Origin of the sequence: Undibacterium sp. TJN25 (genome assembly GCF_049339885.1) — a bacterium.
GTDB lineage: Bacteria > Pseudomonadota > Gammaproteobacteria > Burkholderiales > Burkholderiaceae_D > Undibacterium.
In genome coordinates this window covers 16,864-35,589 of record NZ_JBMPPM010000014.1, presented here as the reverse complement: position 1 = coordinate 35,589, position 18,726 = coordinate 16,864, and the positions used below count along the sequence as shown (strand labels likewise).

At 57.4% G+C, this 18,726-nt stretch carries 18 protein-coding genes; 12 read left to right on the top strand and 6 right to left on the bottom strand.

Annotation, left to right across the window (positions count from 1 at the left end; translation table 11 throughout):
* Positions 1-13: 13 nt before the first annotated feature.
* The 4 genes from ACO0LO_RS25895 to ACO0LO_RS25880 form a co-directional block, all read right to left on the bottom strand.
* Positions 14-1,090: a branched-chain amino acid ABC transporter permease gene (locus ACO0LO_RS25895; protein ID WP_422968873.1), complete on the bottom strand. Its 1,077-nt coding sequence runs from the start codon at positions 1,088-1,090 to the stop codon at positions 14-16.
* Between the two features lie 86 nt (positions 1,091-1,176).
* A complete protein-coding gene (locus ACO0LO_RS25890) occupies positions 1,177-2,070 on the bottom strand; it encodes a branched-chain amino acid ABC transporter permease (RefSeq protein WP_422968871.1) in 894 nt (297 codons plus the stop codon).
* Between the two features lie 45 nt (positions 2,071-2,115).
* Positions 2,116-2,961, bottom strand: a complete 846-nt coding sequence (locus ACO0LO_RS25885) for an ABC transporter ATP-binding protein (protein WP_422969010.1) — start codon at positions 2,959-2,961, stop codon at positions 2,116-2,118.
* A gap of 56 nt (positions 2,962-3,017) precedes the next feature.
* A complete protein-coding gene (locus tag ACO0LO_RS25880; protein ID WP_422968869.1) occupies positions 3,018-4,958 on the bottom strand; it encodes an AMP-binding protein in 1,941 nt (646 codons plus the stop codon).
* A gap of 393 nt (positions 4,959-5,351) precedes the next feature.
* Between ACO0LO_RS25880 and ACO0LO_RS25875 the strand changes: the two genes are divergently transcribed.
* Positions 5,352-6,044, top strand: coding sequence for a Crp/Fnr family transcriptional regulator (locus tag ACO0LO_RS25875; RefSeq protein WP_422968867.1), 693 nt, complete (start codon positions 5,352-5,354; stop codon positions 6,042-6,044).
* On the top strand, positions 6,041-6,868 hold the full coding sequence (locus tag ACO0LO_RS25870) for a Rossmann-like and DUF2520 domain-containing protein (protein ID WP_422968865.1): 828 nt from the start codon (positions 6,041-6,043) through the stop codon (positions 6,866-6,868). The genes ACO0LO_RS25875 and ACO0LO_RS25870 overlap by 4 nt, the downstream gene beginning before the upstream one ends.
* 16 nt (positions 6,869-6,884) lie before the next feature.
* Here the strand turns inward: ACO0LO_RS25870 and ACO0LO_RS25865 are convergent, their stop codons facing one another.
* Together ACO0LO_RS25865 and ACO0LO_RS25860 are read right to left on the bottom strand one after the other, a co-directional pair.
* Positions 6,885-8,354 (bottom strand): sensor domain-containing diguanylate cyclase, encoded by a 1,470-nt coding sequence (locus tag ACO0LO_RS25865; RefSeq protein ID WP_422968863.1) that lies wholly within the window; start codon positions 8,352-8,354, stop codon positions 6,885-6,887.
* Between the two features lie 425 nt (positions 8,355-8,779).
* Complete coding sequence (locus ACO0LO_RS25860; RefSeq protein WP_422968861.1) at positions 8,780-9,325, bottom strand: glycine zipper 2TM domain-containing protein; 546 nt, start codon at positions 9,323-9,325, stop codon at positions 8,780-8,782.
* A 183-nt stretch (positions 9,326-9,508) separates the two neighbouring features.
* On the opposite strand from ACO0LO_RS25860, the gene ACO0LO_RS25855 reads away from it, so the two are divergent.
* The 10 genes from ACO0LO_RS25855 to metW all read left to right on the top strand — a co-directional run bounded on the left by ACO0LO_RS25855 (position 9,509) and on the right by metW (position 18,722).
* Complete coding sequence (locus tag ACO0LO_RS25855; RefSeq protein WP_422968860.1) at positions 9,509-9,889, top strand: MAPEG family protein; 381 nt, start codon at positions 9,509-9,511, stop codon at positions 9,887-9,889.
* 103 nt (positions 9,890-9,992) lie between these two features.
* Positions 9,993-11,015 carry an AI-2E family transporter gene (locus ACO0LO_RS25850; RefSeq protein WP_422968858.1) on the top strand — a complete coding sequence of 341 codons (1,023 nt, stop codon included), beginning with the start codon at positions 9,993-9,995 and terminating at the stop codon, positions 11,013-11,015.
* Positions 11,016-11,155: 140 nt separating this feature from the next.
* Positions 11,156-11,458 (top strand): antibiotic biosynthesis monooxygenase family protein, encoded by a 303-nt coding sequence (locus ACO0LO_RS25845; protein ID WP_422968856.1) that lies wholly within the window; start codon positions 11,156-11,158, stop codon positions 11,456-11,458.
* A 219-nt stretch (positions 11,459-11,677) separates the two neighbouring features.
* A complete protein-coding gene (gene gshA, locus ACO0LO_RS25840) occupies positions 11,678-12,976 on the top strand; it encodes a glutamate--cysteine ligase (protein WP_422968854.1) in 1,299 nt (432 codons plus the stop codon).
* Positions 12,977-13,018: 42 nt separating this feature from the next.
* The gene (gene gshB / locus ACO0LO_RS25835) at positions 13,019-13,960 is read left to right on the top strand and encodes a glutathione synthase (RefSeq protein ID WP_422968852.1); all 942 of its coding nucleotides are present in this window, start codon (positions 13,019-13,021) and stop codon (positions 13,958-13,960) included.
* Positions 13,961-13,995: 35 nt separating this feature from the next.
* Positions 13,996-14,403, top strand: a complete 408-nt coding sequence (locus ACO0LO_RS25830) for a PTS sugar transporter subunit IIA (protein WP_422968850.1) — start codon at positions 13,996-13,998, stop codon at positions 14,401-14,403.
* Positions 14,404-14,458: 55 nt separating this feature from the next.
* A complete protein-coding gene (locus ACO0LO_RS25825) occupies positions 14,459-14,728 on the top strand; it encodes an HPr family phosphocarrier protein (protein WP_394777591.1) in 270 nt (89 codons plus the stop codon).
* Between the two features lie 237 nt (positions 14,729-14,965).
* Entirely contained in the window at positions 14,966-16,720 is a 1,755-nt protein-coding gene (gene ptsP, locus ACO0LO_RS25820) for a phosphoenolpyruvate--protein phosphotransferase (RefSeq protein ID WP_422968848.1), read from the top strand.
* Between the two features lie 257 nt (positions 16,721-16,977).
* Entirely contained in the window at positions 16,978-18,123 is a 1,146-nt protein-coding gene (metX, locus tag ACO0LO_RS25815) for a homoserine O-succinyltransferase MetX (protein WP_422968846.1), read from the top strand.
* Entirely contained in the window at positions 18,120-18,722 is a 603-nt protein-coding gene (gene metW, locus ACO0LO_RS25810; protein WP_422968844.1) for a methionine biosynthesis protein MetW, read from the top strand. The genes metX and metW overlap by 4 nt, the downstream gene beginning before the upstream one ends.
* The last annotated feature ends 4 nt before the right edge of the window (positions 18,723-18,726 follow it).

Sequence of the window (18,726 nt, the reverse complement as noted above, 5' to 3'; positions counted from 1 at the left end):
GAAACTAGGGATGTCAGTGCGGGAAAGGCCATATCCGCAATTTTTCCTTCGCAATCTGCCATAGCCGCGCCAGGCCATGCGGCTCCACGATCAGGAAAAAGATGATCAGCGCGCCAAAGATCATGAATTCGATATAGGTCAGCGAAGCTTTGTTGAACGACATCTGGAACAGGTCGGCAATCGGCGGAATCACGAAAGACAGCAGCGTCGGCAGCAATACGATGAAGGCTGCACCTATAAAGGAGCCCAGCACACTGCCGACGCCGCCGATGATGATCATGAACAGCACGCGGAAGGACATATCCAGGTTGAAGGCTTCCGGTTCCACCGTGCCGATATAGCAGAACGCGTACAGTGCGCCGGCCACGCCGCAGTAAAAAGAGCTGATGGCAAAGGCCAGCAGTTTGGTTTTCATCAGCGGGATGCCGATCACTTCCGCGGCCACGTCCATATCTCGTACTGCCATCCATTTGCGGCCGGTATTGGAGCGCACCATGTTCTTTGCCAGCAGCGCCAGCACGCTGACCACGCACAGCACGAACAGGTAGTTGCGCATCGGTGTATTAATTTCAATGCCGAAGAAATTGACCGCCTGCGCACTGATGACACCGGAAGAACTGTTATTGGTAAACCAGGGGAATTTCTGCAGCGCCCACACCACGAAAAACTGTGCCGCCAGCGTCGCTACCGCCAGGTAGAAACCCTTGATGCGCAGGCTGGGCAGGCCGAATGCAATGCCCACGGTAGCAGCGGCCACGCCTGCCAACAGAAAGCTGACGATCTGCGGTATCCACGGCAGCCGCAGCACCAGGTTGTATGCGGAGAAAGCGCCGACCGCCATGAAGGCGGCGGTGCCCAGCGATAGCTGGCCTGCATAGCCTGTCAGGATATTCAGACCCAGCGCTGCCAGTGAAAATACCAGGAAGGGGATCAGGATGGCGGAGAACCAGTAAGGGCTGGCAAACAGCGGTACTGCCACAAAGGCGATGAGCAGGAATACCGCCATCGCAATCCTGTCCTGCCGTATGGGAAAGATCTGCTGGTCGGCCTGGTAGCTGATCTTGAACTGGCCTGCTTCTCTATAGAACATGAATACTTTTCCTTAATCCGGACAATGATGCCTGCGTTGGAAAACCGGCAAACGGAGCCGCGGCGTGTGCGTGCCGCGGTTCATGCTTAAACCCTGTCGATATGTTTTTCGCCGAACAGGCCTTCCGGCCGCACCAGCAGGAACAGCAGCGCCAGCACGTACGGGAACCAGCCTTCAATGCCGCCGCCCACCATCGGCCCGATATACACTTCTGCCAGCTTTTCAGACGCGCCTATGATCAGGCCGCCGACAATGGCGCCCGGCACCGACGTGAAGCCGCCCAGGATCAGCACTGGCAGCGCCTTCAGCACTACCGACACCAGCGCAAACTGCACGCCGTTGCGCGCGCCCCACAGCAGGCCCGCCACCAACGCCACGAATCCGGCCACTGCCCAGACGATGACCCAGATGTGCTGTAACGGAATGCCTATCGACAGCGCCGCCTGATGGTCATCGGCCACCGCGCGTAGCGCGCGGCCTATCTTGGTTTTCTGGAAGAACAGTGCCAGCACCGCCACCAGCCCGCCGCAGATCAGCGCCGCCGCCAGGTCGAATTTGCTGACGGCCAGGCCGTAGTTGTCGATCAGGTAGGGAATAGGCTCGTCCTGTATGCCCAGCTTCAGTTCGCGGATGTCGTTACCCCACAGGAAAGGGGCCAGGCCTTCGACGAAGAAGGACAGGCCTATCGTCGCCATGAACAGCGTGATCGGCGGCTGGTTGACCAGCTTGCGCAGCACGATGCGCTCGGTCAGCACGCCGAACAGCACCATCAGCGCCAGCGTCAAAATGATCGCCAGCCAGAACGGCGCGCCTTTTTCCATGATGCCGACAAAGCTCAGTGCGGCGAAATACACCATCGCTCCCTGCGCAAAATTGAAGACGCCGGAGGCTTTGTAGATCAGCACAAAACCCAGCGCCACCAGCGAATACATCATGCCGGAGAGCAGCCCGCCAATAAGCACTTCAAAGAAAAATTGCATGTACGCCCCTGTTTTTTTCCGTGTTCTTTTATGCGGATATGCTATTCAGTGTCCGTTGCCAAGGTAGGCGCGGATGACTTCAGGATTGCTGCGCACCGCCTCCGGCTCGCCGTCGCCTATTTTCTTGCCATAGTCCAGCACCACCACGCGGTCCGAGATATCCATCACGACGCCCATGTCATGTTCGATCAGCACGATCGTGGTGCCGAACTGGTCGTTGACGTCCAGGATGAAACGGCACATGTCCTGCTTTTCTTCCACGTTCATGCCGGCCATCGGTTCATCCAGCAGCAGTAGCCTGGGTTCGGCGGCCAGCGCGCGCCCCAGTTCCACGCGTTTTTGCAGGCCATACGGCAGCTTGCCGACCTGTTTCTTGCGGATGTGCTGGATTTCCAGGAAATCGATGACTTCCTCTACCTTGCGCCTGTGCTCCAGCTCTTCGCGCTGGGCCGCGCCCCAATAAAAGGCGTGCGACAGGAAATTGCTCTTCATCATCGTATTGCGGCCGGTCATGATGTTGTCCAGCGCGGACATGCCTTTGAACAGCGCGATGTTCTGGAAGGTGCGCGCAATGCCGTGGCGGGCAGCTTCGTGCGGATTCATCGCGCGCCTTTCCTTGCCCTGGAATGTGATCTTGCCTTTTTGCGGATGGTAGACGCCGTTGATGACGTTCAGCATCGAACTCTTGCCGGCGCCATTGGGGCCGATAATGGCGCGGATCTCATGCTCGCGCACGTTGAAGGAAATGTCAGTCAGCGCTTTCACTCCGCCGAAGGACAGGGAAATATTCTGCAGGTCGAGGATAACATCGCCGATTTTTCTTGTGTTTGCCGTACTGCTCATCGCTTCACTGGCCCCATCGCTAGCACCCCCGTCATCGCTTCCGCTCATCAGCGTCTCTTGTTCTACTACTTCCACTCCTCCCACCCCGCGTACTCTTTGGTCCATCACGCCGCCCGCTGATTTGCGTTAAAGGTCTTGACGTCGCGTATCTTCAGGTCGGCGCTGATGGAACCGCGCCGGCCGTCTTCGAACTTGACCTGGGTCTCGATGTACTGCGAGGCCTTGCCTGAATACAGGGCATCAATCAGTACCGCATATTTGCTTTCAATGAAGCCGCGCCTTACCTTGCGGGTGCGGGTCATTTCATCATCGTCGGGATCCAGTTCCTTGTGCAATATCAGCATGCGGTGAACTTGCGAACCGGCCAGCAGCGCATCGTGTGCCAGGTCGGCATTCACCGTTTCCACGCAATTGGCGATCAGGTCGTACACCGCCGGCTGTGCGGCCAGGTCGGTATAGCCCGAGTAGGCAATACCGCGCCGTTCGGCCCAGTTGCCGACTGCCTCGATATCGATGTTGATAAAGACCGTGCATTGTTCGCGTTGGTTGCCGAAGGCAACGGCTTCCTTGATGAAAGGGAAAAACTTCAGCTTGTTTTCTATGTATTTTGGGGCAAACATCGCGCCATCCGCCATCTTGCCGACATCCTTGGCGCGGTCGATGATCTTCAGGTGGCCGTCCTGGTCGAAAAAGCCGGCGTCGCCGGTCAGGAACCAGCCTTCGCTATCGAATGCTTCCGCGGTTGCATCCGGCCGTTTGTAGTAGCACTGGAACAGACCCGGCGTCTTGATCAGTACTTCGCCGGTGTCGCCTATCTTGAGTTGCACGCCGGCGGTGGGCGGGCCTACCGTATCGGATTTGACCTGGCCGTCCTGCTGTATGCAGACAAAGACGCAGGTTTCGGTGGAGCCGTATAGCTGTTTCAGGTTGATGCCGATAGAGCGGTAAAAGGAGAACAGGTCGGGGCCTATCGCCTCGCCCGCGGTGTAGCCGACACGGATGCGCGACAGGCCCAGCACATTGCGCAATGGGGCGTATACCAGGATATTGCCCAGTCCGTATAGCAAGCTGTCTCCCAGGCCCACCGACTTGCCGTCCAGCATGGCGGGGCCCACGCGCTTGGCTACACCCATGAAGTAGTGGAACATGCTGCGTTTGATGCTGCCGACATCTTCCATCCTGATCATCACGGAAGTCAGCATGTTTTCAAAGATGCGCGGCGGCGCGAAGTAATAGGTGGGGCCGATTTCCCGCATGTCGGTCATCACGGTCTCACCGGATTCCGGGCAATTGACAGTAAAGCCGGTCGCCATGCCCTGCGCATAAGAGAACAGGTTGTCGCCGACCCAGGCCATCGGCAGGTAGCTGAGTATCGTGTCCTGGTCGCTCAGTTTTTCCATTTCGGCGCCGGCAAAGGCGCGGTCGATGATGGCCCTGTGGGTCATGCATACGCCCTTGGGTTTGCCGGTGGTGCCAGAGGTATACAGCATGATGGCGATGTCGTCAGGCTGGCCGCGGCCGATCTCGCCAAGAAAAAAATCCGGATGCTGCGTATCGTATTCGCGGCCTATTTCCTGCAACCTGGAATAGGACATCAGTTCCGGCTGCCGGTAGTGGCGCATGCCGCGCTCGTCGTCGTAGCTGATGTGCTGCAAGCGCGGATATTGCTGGCGGATTTCCAGCAGCTTGTCTACCTGCTCCTGGTCTTCGACGACGGCGAATTCTATCTCTGCGTTTTCCAGCACGTAGCGCATGTCCTCGACCGGAGCATCCTGGTACAGCGGCACCGGAATGCCGCCCAGGCATTGCGCTGCCGCCATGGCCCAGTACAGCCGTGGGCGATTGTCGCCGACGATGGCGAGGTTCATGCCGCGCCGGAAGCCCTGCGCAGCCAGGCCGCAGGCCAGTGCACGCACTTCGCGGTTGACTTCGGCCCAGCTCCAGGTCTGCCAGATGCCCAGGTCCTTTTCACGGAAGGCCGGCCGGCTGGGGCGCAGTTGCGCGTGCTGCAGCAAGAGCCTGGGAAAAGTGTGTTCGCCCGTCATTGTGTTGTCTCCACCAATGTCGCATCTTTTATTGTGAGTGTGGTCACCGCGCCTTACTGCAGACTTACTGCTGCGTATGTTCGTACTGCGTTGCCGCTGGAATTTCTGGAGGAGAGTGCCTGTATTGGGCGATTGGCCGGCTGAGGGGCGCGTTGCCGCACAGCGCATGTTTGCGCCGCCCTGATAGTCGCTTACAATGTCTCCTGTGGACCCATTGCTGCAGGGCATCTATGTTGATGCCTTTGTCCGCATGGATTCCAAAATTCTTCTTGTTAGCCGGATACTAGACAGTCTGCACCGTTCGTGCTGTCATCCGCCTGACAATCTCGCTTTTATCGCAAACTATCGTTGGTGCGACGCACAATGACTGAAGACAGGAATGCAGCAAACGACATGCCGATCAGCGACCCGCGCTTGTTGTTCGGCAAGACCATGTGGGCGCGTATGCTGGCGCCTGAACATTTGCGCAAGGTGGAAGCGGACGTGAGCGAACGCCTGGTGCCTGCCGGCGGATATGTGTGGCACAAGGGCGACATCGTTGACCAGTGGATGGGCGTGGCCGAAGGCTTCCTGAAGATGAGCGGCGTGTCGCCGGAGGGCAAGATCGTGACGTTCAGCTGCATGCTGCCGGGCGGCTGGTTCGGCGAAGGTTCGCTGTTGAAGAATGAGGCGCGAAAATACGATGTCATCGCGCTGCGCGATACGCGCATTGCCTGCATGCCGATGTCCACGTTCAACTGGCTGCTGGACAACAGCATTCCATTCAATCGCTTCCTGCTGTCGCAGCTGAACGAACGTCTTGGTTTTTTCATTTCCCTGGTTGAATACGACCGCATGCTCGATACCGATACGCGGGTGGCCCGCTGCCTGGCAGCGATGTTCAATCCCTACCTGAATCCGGGCGGCAGCATGCAGTTGCAGATTTCTCAGGAAGAGATAGGTTACATCTCCAGCGTGTCGCGGCAGCGTGCAAACCAGGCGCTGCAGGTGCTGGAAAAGAAAAAATTGCTGAGTGTCGATTACGGCGGCATCACGATACTGGATCTGGACGGGCTGCGGCGTTTCCCTGACGAGGCTGTGGGATGAAGACGCTGTGCATTGTCGGCGCCGGCAAGGTCGGCCAGGTATTCGGACGGCAGTTTGCCACGCATCGTGTATTTGAGGTGCGCCAGGTGCTGACCCGATCGAAGCAGAGTGCACAGGCCGCCGCTGAGTTTGTCGGCGCAGGCGAAGCGGCCGGCAGCTGGGGCGAGTTGCGTCAGGCCGATGTGTATTTGCTGGGCGTGCCGGACGACAGTATTGCGGCGAGTTGCGATGCCATGACGCAGCAGGGCCTGCTCAATGCGGATAGCGTGGTGTTTCACTGCAGCGGGGCCAAAGCTTCCACCGAACTATCAGCTGCGCTTGGCGCCGGTGCTGCCGTGGCAAGCGTGCATCCGGTGCGCAGCTTTGCCGATACAGCGGCAGTGTCTTCAGATTTTGCCGGGACGATTTGCAGTGTGGAAGGGGACGTGCGCGCGCTGGCAGTACTGGCGCCTGCGCTGGAGTCGATCGGCGCGCAGGTGGTGCAGATCAGCGCGGACAACAAGTTGCTGTACCACGCCGGCTCGGTAGTCGCCAGCAATTACCTGGTCAGCCTGATGGACCTTGCCTTGCGTACGTATGAAGCCGCCGGCATTCCTCCATCGATGGCGCAGGCGATGGCGGCGCCGCTGGCCAGGCAGACTCTGGAAAATGTTTTTAAGCTGGGAACGGCACAGGCGCTGACCGGGCCCATTGCCCGCGACGACATGCTCACTGTTGAAAAACAGTTGCAAAAAATGGAAGACTGGGACACCGATGCGGGCGGTGTCTACCGCGCGTTTATCCCAGTGACGCAGGCGCTGGCGAGGCGCAAAAAGCAGAGCTGAAATCGTTGCTGCAAGTTTATTCAGAGAAGTAAACGCTGTTCCTGCCGCTTTCCTTGGCTTGGCGTAGTGCCACATCGGCTCTTTCGAAGACGCTGTCTTCGCTGTCTTCGTCCTTGAACTGCGCTACACCCATGCTGACGGTGACCGCCAGGCGGGTTTTTGCCAGCGAGGTGGTGCGTGAGAAGTCGTTGGCGGCGATGGTGCCGCGCAGGGTTTCTGCAATCGACGTGGCTTTTTCCAGCGTGCAGTTTTTCAACAGGATCAGGAATTCTTCGCCACCCCAGCGGCAAATGACATCGCTTTCCCGCAGTGAGCGTTTGGAGATCATGGCGATTTCCTTCAGCACATGGTCGCCGACCTGATGGCCTTGTTTGTCGTTGATCTTCTTGAAGAAATCGATGTCGATCAGCACGACACACAAAGGCTGGCGCGAACGCTCGCTATCCAGCAGCGACTGGCGGAAGATGAATTCGAAAGCCTGGCGGTTCAGCAGCGTTGTCAACTGGTCGGTGGCGGCAGATTGCTCCATGTGCTTGTGGTAGCGGCGCATTGCCAGCAGTAGCGCGGCCAGCACGATGAGGAGGACGCCCGCACCGATGGCAAGGTTGATCAGCAATGTGTCCTGCAAGGGTCTGGCGGTCTGGCTTGCGTCCTGTATCACCAGCAGATGCCAGCCCAGTTCGGGCATGAAGCGGGCGTAGACCAGCATGCCGCCGCCCATGCCTGTGCCGTATTCCAATTGGAGGGGCGCATTCTTTTTATTGCCGAGGATAGCGCCGGCCAGACCGCTCAGGCCTGGCATGGCCTGGATGTCCTGCTTCGCAGGGGCAGATGGGGATGCAGACAGCATGACGCTGCCTTTCTGGTCCAGCACGTAGACGCTGCGCTGGAAGCGTTTCTGATAGTCGTCCGCCAGGTTGCGCAGCGTATCGCTGGCAATGCCGATACTGACCGCACCCAGGAATTTGCCACTGAAATCGGCAACTTTATGATTGGCGGTGACAAGCAGGCTGCGGCTGGCGGGATCGATGTCGGCGCTGGTTTCCAATACAGATTTCGACTGGCGCGCGCGCTGGAACCAGCGGTCTCTGGGGTCCGTGTCGATGGCCGTCCTGACCGCGGCGCTGGCGCCGTAGACGTTGCGGCTGGCGTCGCTCACCAGAATGGCGCTGAGTGCGTTATTGCTTTGCCGGACGTCGTTGAGATACCTGGCCACGTGGCTGCCGTCCTGCTCGCCGTTAATGAGCCAGTCGCGCAGGAAGGTGTTGCGCGCTACTGCGACGGCGGCTTGCACGGGGCGAGCAAATTCTTTTTGGATTTGGGCATAGAGGTCGTCACCGGCGGCGGGCAGCGCCTGCTCTGCGATGGTTTGCTGCAGCGCGTCGCGGGAGGCCATGTAACCGATAACGCTTGTTGCGGCAAAACCGGCCAGCAGGAGCAGGCCGATCCACAGGGGAAGGCCGTATTGTTTTAAAAATTTTCGCATGGGGCCGAGAAATCCGAGCGGTATGAGTGAGGACTTTAGGGGTTTTTATCGTGCCACGTTCGTGCAACGTATCACGCTACTTATTGCGCAAGCGTATGAAAATGTTTATTTTGGGCAACATAATACTATAAATGCCTTGTAATCTGCCGCAAATTGCCATTACCGGCAAGTCTTTCGCCAGCGGTTTTTTTGCTTGTGTAATGAGCCTGACCGCGAAAATGGATTGGAGCATGCGCGCAGAGTGAATGCAAGACTTATGCCTGTCGGCAAGCAAAGGTGTTGCGCCCCGTGGCGTTTGGTGTAGAAAAAGATGTAGAACAGGCAAAATTCAAGGAAAAACGGACAAAAGAAAAGCCCGCTGCTTTTCAGCAGCTGGCTTGATCATCCGGATGATGCGCGGAAGATGCAGTCAGTATTCGTCGATATTAAATACGTGGCGTCAGCGAAACCAACAGTTTCAGGCGTGCGCCTGGGTCATACGGCAACACTGTGGTGTAATTTTTACGTTGATATTCGTAAGTAACCGCATAGCCGGTCGTGCGTGTTTCCCAGCGGTCCACCATGTGGCACTGGCGCACCTGGCGCTGGTCGTATACCGGCTGGCCATTGTTGTTATTGTTGTTCGGGTTGTTTTCCACCCGGTCGCCGACTACCGCACCGGTAATCGCACCTGCTGCTGCTGCCACCGTACGTCCGGTGCCGCCGCCTACTGTCGAGCCCAGCAGACCACCGGCGATACCGCCGATGATGGAGCCGCCTATGCCGCGTTCTTGCTGCGGTTGCTGGCGCTGCACGGTTTCAACCGCGGTATTGCACTCCTGGCGCGGTGTGTTGACTTGTTCCACCTGCGGTTGCACGCTGACAACTCGCGCATAATCCTCAAAGTCGGCAGCCTGGGCTGAAAAACCGGCGCTCAGGCCCAGCAATGCTGCGGCGGAAACGATCGCATTTTTATTAAAAATTAAGTTCACTTTGCACCTCATTTCTTCTGTATGGATATGATATTTAACGCTGGCGGTACTCGTAGGGAATACAAAATAAATGTAAAAGTCTGTATCAAATGTTTGGGCTTGTGCAACATAATGTGATCCCAATATGGCACATAGCACCAGACATCGCCGAATTACTCGACCTCATTTATATAAGGGCATTATATGCAAATTCAATGGACGGCATGGGTAACGATCGCGGCGTTGGCGGTTTATTTATGGACCATCTGTATCGTCTCGCTGGCGCGGGGAAAATATAAGGTCAAGGCACCGTCGGTGGACGGTCCGCCGGAGTTTTTGCGGGCAATGCGGGTGCAGGTCAATACGGTGGAGCAGATCATCGTGTTCCTGCCTGCCTTGTGGATGTGCGCAGTCCTGCTGGGCGACCGCTGGGCCGCATTGGGTGGTGCAATCTGGGTGCTGGGCCGCATCATATATGCACTGGCCTATTATCGCGATCCGGCCAAGCGCAGCGTCGGCTTCATGATCACACTGCTGGCCACGCTGGGCTTGATCGCCGGGACAGCGTTGGGCCTGTTGCGCTGACTCCTGCGTTGATGCCAGCGTTCGTGCCAGCATTGATTCCTTTCCTTAGCTGGTTTTCAGCGATTTCCGTATTTCTTTTGATATTACTTTCCCGGAGCCGACCATGCCGCAATCCGAAAAAATAACGGCGACCACGCTGGCATCTTATATCCTGGCTGCGGTGGCGCTGTTCACCGTGCTGAAAGCCGGGCTGCTGGTGGCGCTGTTTTCCGGCTTGCTCGTCTATTCGCTGATCCATCTGCTGGCACCGCTGATTGCGAGAAAATTCAGCAGCTACCAGTCGCGCGTGATCGCGGTGGTGTTTTTGTCGGCCGTGATCATTTCGGCCATCACAATAGGTGTCTGGTCTGCATTTGCTTTCCTGCGCAGCGACGCCGGCAACCTGCATACGCTGCTGCAGAAGCTGGCGGACATCATTGAAGCATCGCGCCACCAGATGCCGGACTGGGTGCATGCCAACCTGCCGGAAGACCTGGATGACGTGGACGACTTGCGTGCAATGATCACCAACTGGCTGCGTGAACATTCGGGCGAGGCCAAGCTGCTGGGCCAGGAAGCCGGGCACATGGTGGTGCACCTGCTGCTGGGCATGATCATCGGCGCCATGGTGGCCTTGCAGGACGCGACCATGCCGACCAATTACCGGCCGTTTGCGATGGCGCTGCATCAGCGCATCGAAAAGCTGGCCATGATTTTCCAGAAGATCGTGTTTGCGCAGGTGCAGATTTCGCTGATCAATACCGTGCTGACGGCCATCTATCTGCTGGCCATATTGCCAATGGCCGGCGTGCACCTGCCGCTGACCAAGAGCATGATCGCCATCACCTTCCTGGCAGGGCTGATCCCTGTGGCCGGCAATATCATCTCCAATAGCGTGATCGTGACGGTAGGGCTGTCGCATTCGCTGAATATCGCGCTGGCATCGCTGGCTTTCATGATCGTGGTGCATAAGCTGGAGTATTTCCTGAATGCCAAAATCATCGGCGCGCACATCAATGCCCGGGCCTGGGAATTGCTGACCGCGATTCTGGTCATGGAAAGCCTGTTCGGCATACCGGGCGTGGTGGCTGCACCGGTGTTTTATGCGTATATCAAGGCGGAACTGAGCGACCGGGGGCTGGTGTAAGCGGCATCATCAGCGGCATCACAGGGGATGCATGACGGAGATGCAAGACTCATAGGCGCCGGCCCACCTTGTGGGCGCGAAAGTGGCATAATCGGCAAGTCCCCGTCTACAGCGGTTTTCAAACTCAGCAAGGAATGACCATGATCCTCGAATTAGCAGATATACGCATACAGCCCGGCAAGCAAGCCGAATTTGACGCCGCCATCCAGAAGGGCGTGGAGGAAATCATCCATCAGGCCAAAGGCTATGTCAGCCATAAGGTGTTCCATAGCATTGAGTCGCCGGAACGCTATGTACTGACCATCGTCTGGGAGACACTGGAAAACCATACTGTCGATTTCCGTGAGTCGCCAGCTTTCCAGCAGTGGCGCGGCATAGTCGGCCCATTTTTTGCCGGCCCGCCAACAGTCGAGCACTTCAACCTGGTGACGGAATCCAAATAAATTCATCAAACCGGTATTCAAATTCGGTATTTATTGATAATTTATTACTTGATCCGCATGCCGGCCTGCGATGGCCGGCTGAATGACCTTAGATTTAGTCTGGATTACATATAATTGCTCTTGATTATCTGCGCCTGAACCCCAAGCTTGGTGTGTACAGCGCGGTCTTCCCGTTAAAATCATGGAAGCTGCGCGCGCAAATAACAATCAAAGGTCAATATGGTTCCGCATCTCGTCACCGCCTTGAACGGCCCTCTGCTCGATCTTGAAAAAAAGATATTACAGGCGACGCCGTCAATAGAGCGCTGGTTCAGGCTGGAATGGCAGGAACACACCCCACCTTTTTACTGCTCGGTGGATTTGCGCAATTCCGGTTTCAAGCTGGCGCCGGTGGATACCAACCTGTTTCCTGGTGGCTTTAACAACCTTTCTACAGAGATGCTGCCGCTGGCGGTGCAGGCAGCAATGGCCGCCATCGAGAAATACTGTCCGGATGCCAAGAATCTGCTGCTGATTCCTGAAAGCCATACGCGCAACAGCTTTTACCTGCAAAACCTGGCGCGTCAGATGCAGATCTTCCGTCAGACCGGGCTTAACGTGCGACTGGGCACGCTGGACGAAGAAATCAAGGAGCCGACGCCGATAGAACTGCCCGATGGCACGCAACTGGTGCTGGAGCCGCTGGAGCGCTCGGCCAACGGACGCAGGCTGGGCCTGAAGAACTTCGATCCCTGCACGGTGTTACTGAACAACGACCTGTCGGCAGGCATTCCTTCGATACTGGAAAATATCCACGAACAGACGCTGCTGCCGCCGTTGCATGCGGGCTGGGCCGTGCGCCGCAAGTCCAACCACTTTGCTGCCTACGACGACGTGGTGAAAAAATTCGCCAAAATGGTCGACGTCGATCCGTGGATGCTGAATCCTTTCTTCGCCAAATGCAGCGACATCAATTTCCACGAGAATACCGGCGAAGACCAGCTGGCCGCATCGGTGGATACCATTCTTGCCAAGATGCGCAAGAAATACAAGGAATACGGCATCAAGGAAAAACCTTTTGTCATCGTCAAGGCTGACGCCGGTACTTACGGCATGGGCGTGATGACGGTGCGCGACGCCAGCGAAGTAAAAGACTTGAACCGCAAGCAGCGCAACAAGATGTCGGTGATCAAGGACGGCCAGGAAGTGCACAACGTGATTGTGCAGGAAGGCGTGCCCACCTTTGAGCAGATCAATGATTCTGTGGCCGAGCCCGTGGTGTACATGATGGACCGCTACGTGGTGGGTGGCTTCTACCGTGTCCATGAAGACCGTGGCGTCGATGAAAATCTGAATGCTCCCGGCATGCACTTCGTGCCGCTGGCCTTTGCGCAGCAGCATGCGGTGCCTGACATGCAAGCCAAGCCGGGCACGGCTGCACCGAACCGGTTTTACATGTATGGTGTAGTGGCGCGCCTGGCTTTGCTGGCGGCGTCGCTGGAACTGGAAAAAACCGATCCAAATCCCGAAGTTTACTAAATCCAATCACCCTATTGCTGGCGCTAATTGCCCGAGGCCTCCATGAAATTCGCATTCCTGACCGATCCGCTGTCGCAGTTCAAGACTTACAAGGATTCCACCTTTGCGATGATGCGCGAAGCCAGCCGGCGCGGGCATGAGATCCATGCTTTCGGTCCGGACGACCTGGCGCTGGAAGAGGGCGTGGTCATCGCCAATGTCAGCCGTATCACGCTGACCGGCGATGCCGATGACTGGTACCGCGCGGAAGCGCCGGCCAGCCGCCGTCTGGGCGATTTCGATGCGGTCCTGCAGCGCAAGGACCCGCCTTTCGACATGGAATACGTGTACGCAACCTATCTGCTGGATATGGCGGAGCAGCAGGGCACGCGGGTGTTCAACAAGCCTTCGGCGATCCGCGACCACAATGAAAAGCTGGCCATTGCGCAGTTTTCGCAGTTTACCGCGCCGACGCTGGTCACCCGCGACGAACAGCGCATCCGCGCTTTTCACAAGACACACCAGGAAATCATCCTGAAACCGCTGGACGGCATGGGCGGCGCCGGGATTTTTCGCGTGGGCGCGGATGGCATGAACCTGGGGTCGATGATAGAAACGCTGACGCATAACGGCACCCAGACCATCATGGCGCAGCGTTATATTCCCGACATCGTGCATGGCGACAAGCGTATCCTGCTGATAGGCGGCAAAGTTGTGCCGTTCTCGCTGGCGCGCATCCCGCAAAACGGCGAGGTGCGCGGCAATCTGGCGGCCGGCGGCCTTGGCGTGGCGCAGGAATTGTCTGCCAGGGATCTGGAAATTGCCGAAACTTTGGCGCCGATACTGTACCAGCGCGGCCTGTTGCTGGTAGGATTGGATGTGATAGGAAGTTATCTGACAGAGGTAAATGTCACCAGTCCGACCTGCTTCCAGGAAATCACCCAACAAAAAGGCTTCGATGTTGCCGCCATGTTTATCGATGCGCTGGAAGCCGCTATCCGATAATATGCTGGTTTTAAGATAAAAAAGTTCAGAATCGTATGATAGGTATCCTCCTGATGACGCATGCCCCGCTGGGCTCTGCCTTTGTGCAGGCGGCGAGCCATGTCTTCCGTGGCATGCCGGAGCGGCTGGAAGCGATCGATGTCATCGCGGACCAGAATATCGACGATGTCAACCGCCTGGCCCGCGAAGCGGTCAAGCGTCTTAATGACGGTTCCGGCGTGCTCGTCATCACGGATGTGATGGGCGGGACGCCTTCCAATTGCTGCCGCCATCTTGGCGATCCCAATGAGGTCGCGGTGATCGCCGGCATCAGCTTGCCCATGCTGCTGCGTGCGATTACCTATCGTGCCGATAACCTGGATGTCGTTGTTGAAATGGCGCTCGCCGGCGGCCAGAACGGCGCGCTCCGCATAGACAATCGGGTCCGCCTTTCCCCCAGCTGATCCAAACCGATTTAGACACCGCTGCAGAATTCGAATTTGAAAGAGTGACATAACAATGATCCAACAAGAAATCGAAATCGTGAACAAGCTCGGACTGCATGCCCGGGCATCTGCAAAATTCACGCAACTTGCAGGGAAATTCAAAAGTGAAGTCTGGCTGGCGCGCAACAACCGCCGTGTCAACGGCAAATCCATCATGGGTGTGATGATGCTGGCAGCAGGCAAGGGCAGCAAGGTCGTGCTGGAAACCGAAGGCGCCGACGAGCAGGCCTGTTTCGACGCAATACTCGCGCTGATCAACGATAAATTCGGCGAAGGCGAATAGGCTCTCTGCAAGAGTGCAGGCACGCGTCTTGCTAAAACTGTAGAACTGTAGCCATGCGTGCTTTGCCTGGCCTCAATGTCTGCCGCACAGCCCGCTCCCCGGGGTAAAACAGAGCGTTCATGGCGCGATCAGGACGTGTGTGGGGATCGGTTGTGGCCAAGATAGAAAGCGTGCAGGCCTTTGCGCAGGCCATCACGATGCAGCTGTAAATACTATAAAGATAAAAGGGGACTCAGCATGGCTTCATTCACATTGCAAGGCATCCCCGTTTCACGCGGCATCGCAATAGGCCGCGCGCACTTATTGCGCCCCGCTGCGCTGGACGTGCAGCATTACCTCGTGGCGCAAGAGCAGATCGAGGCGGAAGTAAAGCGGCTGCAGGATGCCATTACCCAGGTGCACAAGGAATTACAGACTATCTGGGCCGACCTGCCGCAGGATGCGCCTACCGAGCTCGGCGCTTTCCTCGACGTACACGCGCTGATCCTGTCCGACCCCATGATCTCCGAAGCGCCGCTGGACATTATCCGCTCGCGCCATTACAACGCCGAATGGGCGCTGGTCACGCAGATCGACGTGCTGTCTGCCCAGTTTGACGAGATAGAAGACGATTACCTGCGCGAACGCAAGGCCGATATCCAGCAGGTTGCCGAGCGTGTACTGAAGGTGCTGACAGGATCCGCCAATACGCTGCCCCGTGTCGGCGGCATTGATGAGCGCAGCGCCAACATGATTGTTGTTGCGCGCGATATTTCACCTGCCGACATGATGCAGTTCCGCGACGCAGCCTTTAACGGCTTCGTGACGGATGAAGGCGGGCAGAATTCACATACGGCCATCGTGTCGCGCAGCCTTGGCATTCCAGCTGTCGTTGGCGTCGGTAATGCGTCGCGGCTGATAGACCAGGATGACTGGCTGATCATCGACAGCGATGCCGGCGTCGTCATCGTCGCGCCTTCTCCGCTGGTGCTGGAGCAATATCGCGAGCGCCAGGCCCTGCTGGTAAAAGCCCGCAAAAAGCTGCTGAAGCTGAAGAAGACGCCGGCGATCACGCAGGATGGCGTGGAAATCACGCTGCTGGCCAATATCGAATTGCCGGACCATGCGCTGGCCGCAATGGAGGCGGGCGCCAGCGGCGTCGGCCTGTTCCGATCCGAATTCCTGTTCATGGGCCGTACCGGCCATGTCCATAAGCTGCCCACTGAAGAAGAGCAATTCATTGCCTATCGCAACGCGGTCCAGGCCATGAAAGGTCGCCCGGTGACGATACGCACGCTGGACGTCGGCGCCGACAAACCACTGGATACGACTGACCACAATATATTGAATCCGGCGCTGGGTTTGCGCGCGATCCGTTATTGCCTTGCCGAGCCGCAGATTTTCATGACGCAGCTGCGCGCGATGCTGAGGGCCTCCGCATTCGGTCCTGTGCATATCCTGATACCGATGATGGCGCATGCATTTGAAATCGACCAATCGCTGGCGATGATAGAGCAGGCCAAGGCGGAGCTGGCGGCGGAGAACAAGAAGTTCGATACCGGGATTCTGGTTGGCGCGATGATAGAAGTACCGGCTGCGGCGCTGACGCTGCCGTTGTTCGTCAAGAAGCTGGACTTCCTGTCGGTGGGCACCAATGACCTGATCCAGTACACGCTGGCGATAGACCGAGCCGACCATGAAGTGGCGCATCTTTATAACGATATCCATCCAGCCATTCTGCAACTGTTGCACATGACCGTCACTGCCGGCGAAAAGGCCGGCATTCCGGTGGCGATCTGCGGCGGCATGGCCGGTGACCGGCGCCTGACCCGCCTACTGATCGGCATGGGTTTCCGTGAACTGTCGATGCCGGCAGCGCTGCTGCCCGAGATCAAGCAGGAGATCCTGAACACCAACCTGGAGAGCCTGCAGCCGCATATCCGCAAGATACTGCGTTCTTACGATCCGCAAGTGATCCAGGAAAGCGTCAGTGCTCTGGGTAACGTGGCTTGAATCGGAAATGGAGAGCGAATTGAGACCGGCCGGTGACGGCGACCCGGTTTGACGGGGAGGGCATACTTCGTTATCCTTGCACTATTGCGCCGATTTGAGATCAGCTTGCGGGCGCCTTCCGGGATGTGTATTCCGGATAATAAATACGGCTAAAGCGAGTCTGAATGCTCTCCTACCTTCTCCATTCAGCCCTACCTTTAGCTCCCCGTTACAATTCAGATAAGAATTAGAGACTGATGGTCTCAATGGAAGAGTGTATGTCATCAATAGGAATCGTGACGCCGCAGGCCTACCGGTTTGAAGCGCCGCTGACTTTGCAAAGCGGGGCCTCCATCGCGGATTACACGCTGATAGTCGAAACCTACGGCACGCTGAATGCCGCCAGGTCGAATGCGGTACTGGTCTGCCACGCACTGAATGCGTCGCACCATGTGGCAGGATATTATGCGGAAGATCCAAAAAATGTAGGCTGGTGGGACAATATGGTCGGCCCCGGCAAACCGCTGGATACCGACAAATTTTTTGTCATCGGCATCAACAACCTGGGATCGTGCTTCGGTTCCACCGGCCCCATGCATGCAAACCCTGCGACCGGCAAGCCTTACGGCGCTGACTTCCCGGTCGTGACGGTGGAGGACTGGGTGCGGGCTCAGGCCCGCCTGGCGGACGAGATGGGCATACAGCAGTTTGCTGCGGTAATGGGCGGCTCGCTGGGCGGCATGCAGGCGCTGGCCTGGAGCATGCTGTATCCGGACCGCTTGCGCCATTGCGTGGTGATCGCCTCGACGCCGAAACTGTCGGCGCAGAATATTGCCTTCAACGATGTCGCGCGGCAAGCCATCCTGACCGATCCTGATTTCCATGGCGGCGATTTCTATGCGCACAATATGGTGCCGCGCCGCGGTCTGCGGGTGGCGCGCATGATAGGACATATTACCTACCTGTCTAACGACGACATGGCTGAGAAATTCGGACGCGACCTGAAGAGCGGCGAATATCAGTTCGGTTTCGGTGTGGATTTCGAGATCGAATCTTACCTGCGCTACCAGGGTGACAAGTTCTCCGACTATTTCGATGCCAATACCTATCTGCTGATTACCAAGGCACTGGATTATTTTGATCCCGCGCAGGCCCACGGCGGCAGCCTGTCCAAAGCGCTGGCGGGCACCAAGGCGGAATTTCTGCTGGCGTCGTTCACAACCGACTGGCGCTTTTCACCTGAACGCAGCCGCGAGATCGTGCAGGCGCTGGTGGATAACAGGCGCAAGGTCACCTATGCTGAGATTGACGCACCGCACGGGCACGATGCCTTTCTGCTGGACGATGCGCGCTACCTGAATCTGGTGGCGGCGTATTACGAGAAAATCCATAATCGCCTTGAAGCGGAAAGGACGCCGGCATGAATTTCTCCGAACTGAAGGTGCTGCGACCCGACCTGGCTTTTATCGCACACTGGATACCTCAGCAAGCCCATGTGCTGGACGTGGGCTGCGGAGACGGCGTGATGCTGGACTACCTGCAGACCGACAAGCAATGCAGCGGCTACGGCATAGAGATTGCGGACCCGCAGCTACTGGTGTGCGCGCGGCGCGGTATCAGCGTGATCCAGCAGGATATGGAAAAGGGACTGGGTATTTTCGCCGACAACTCCTTCGACGCCGTACTGTGCCTGTCTTCACTGCAGATGATGAAGCACGTAGAGAGTTTGTTGCGCGATATTGCCAGGGTCGGCAACGAAGCGATTGTCTCTTTCCCCAATTTCGGCTACTGGCCGCATCGCACGGCGCTGTTACGCGGCAAGATGCCGGTTTCCAAGGCGCTGCCGTATGAATGGTACGACACGCCCAACGTGCGCTGTGCGACCATTTACGATTTTGCCGATCTGGCCAGCGATGTCGGGCTGGATGTGCTGGAATGCGTGGCGCTGCATGAAGGCAAGCCGATCAACTTTTTGCCGAATTTGCGTGGTAGTCTTGCGGTCTTCCGCTTAAAGAAAAAATAGACGC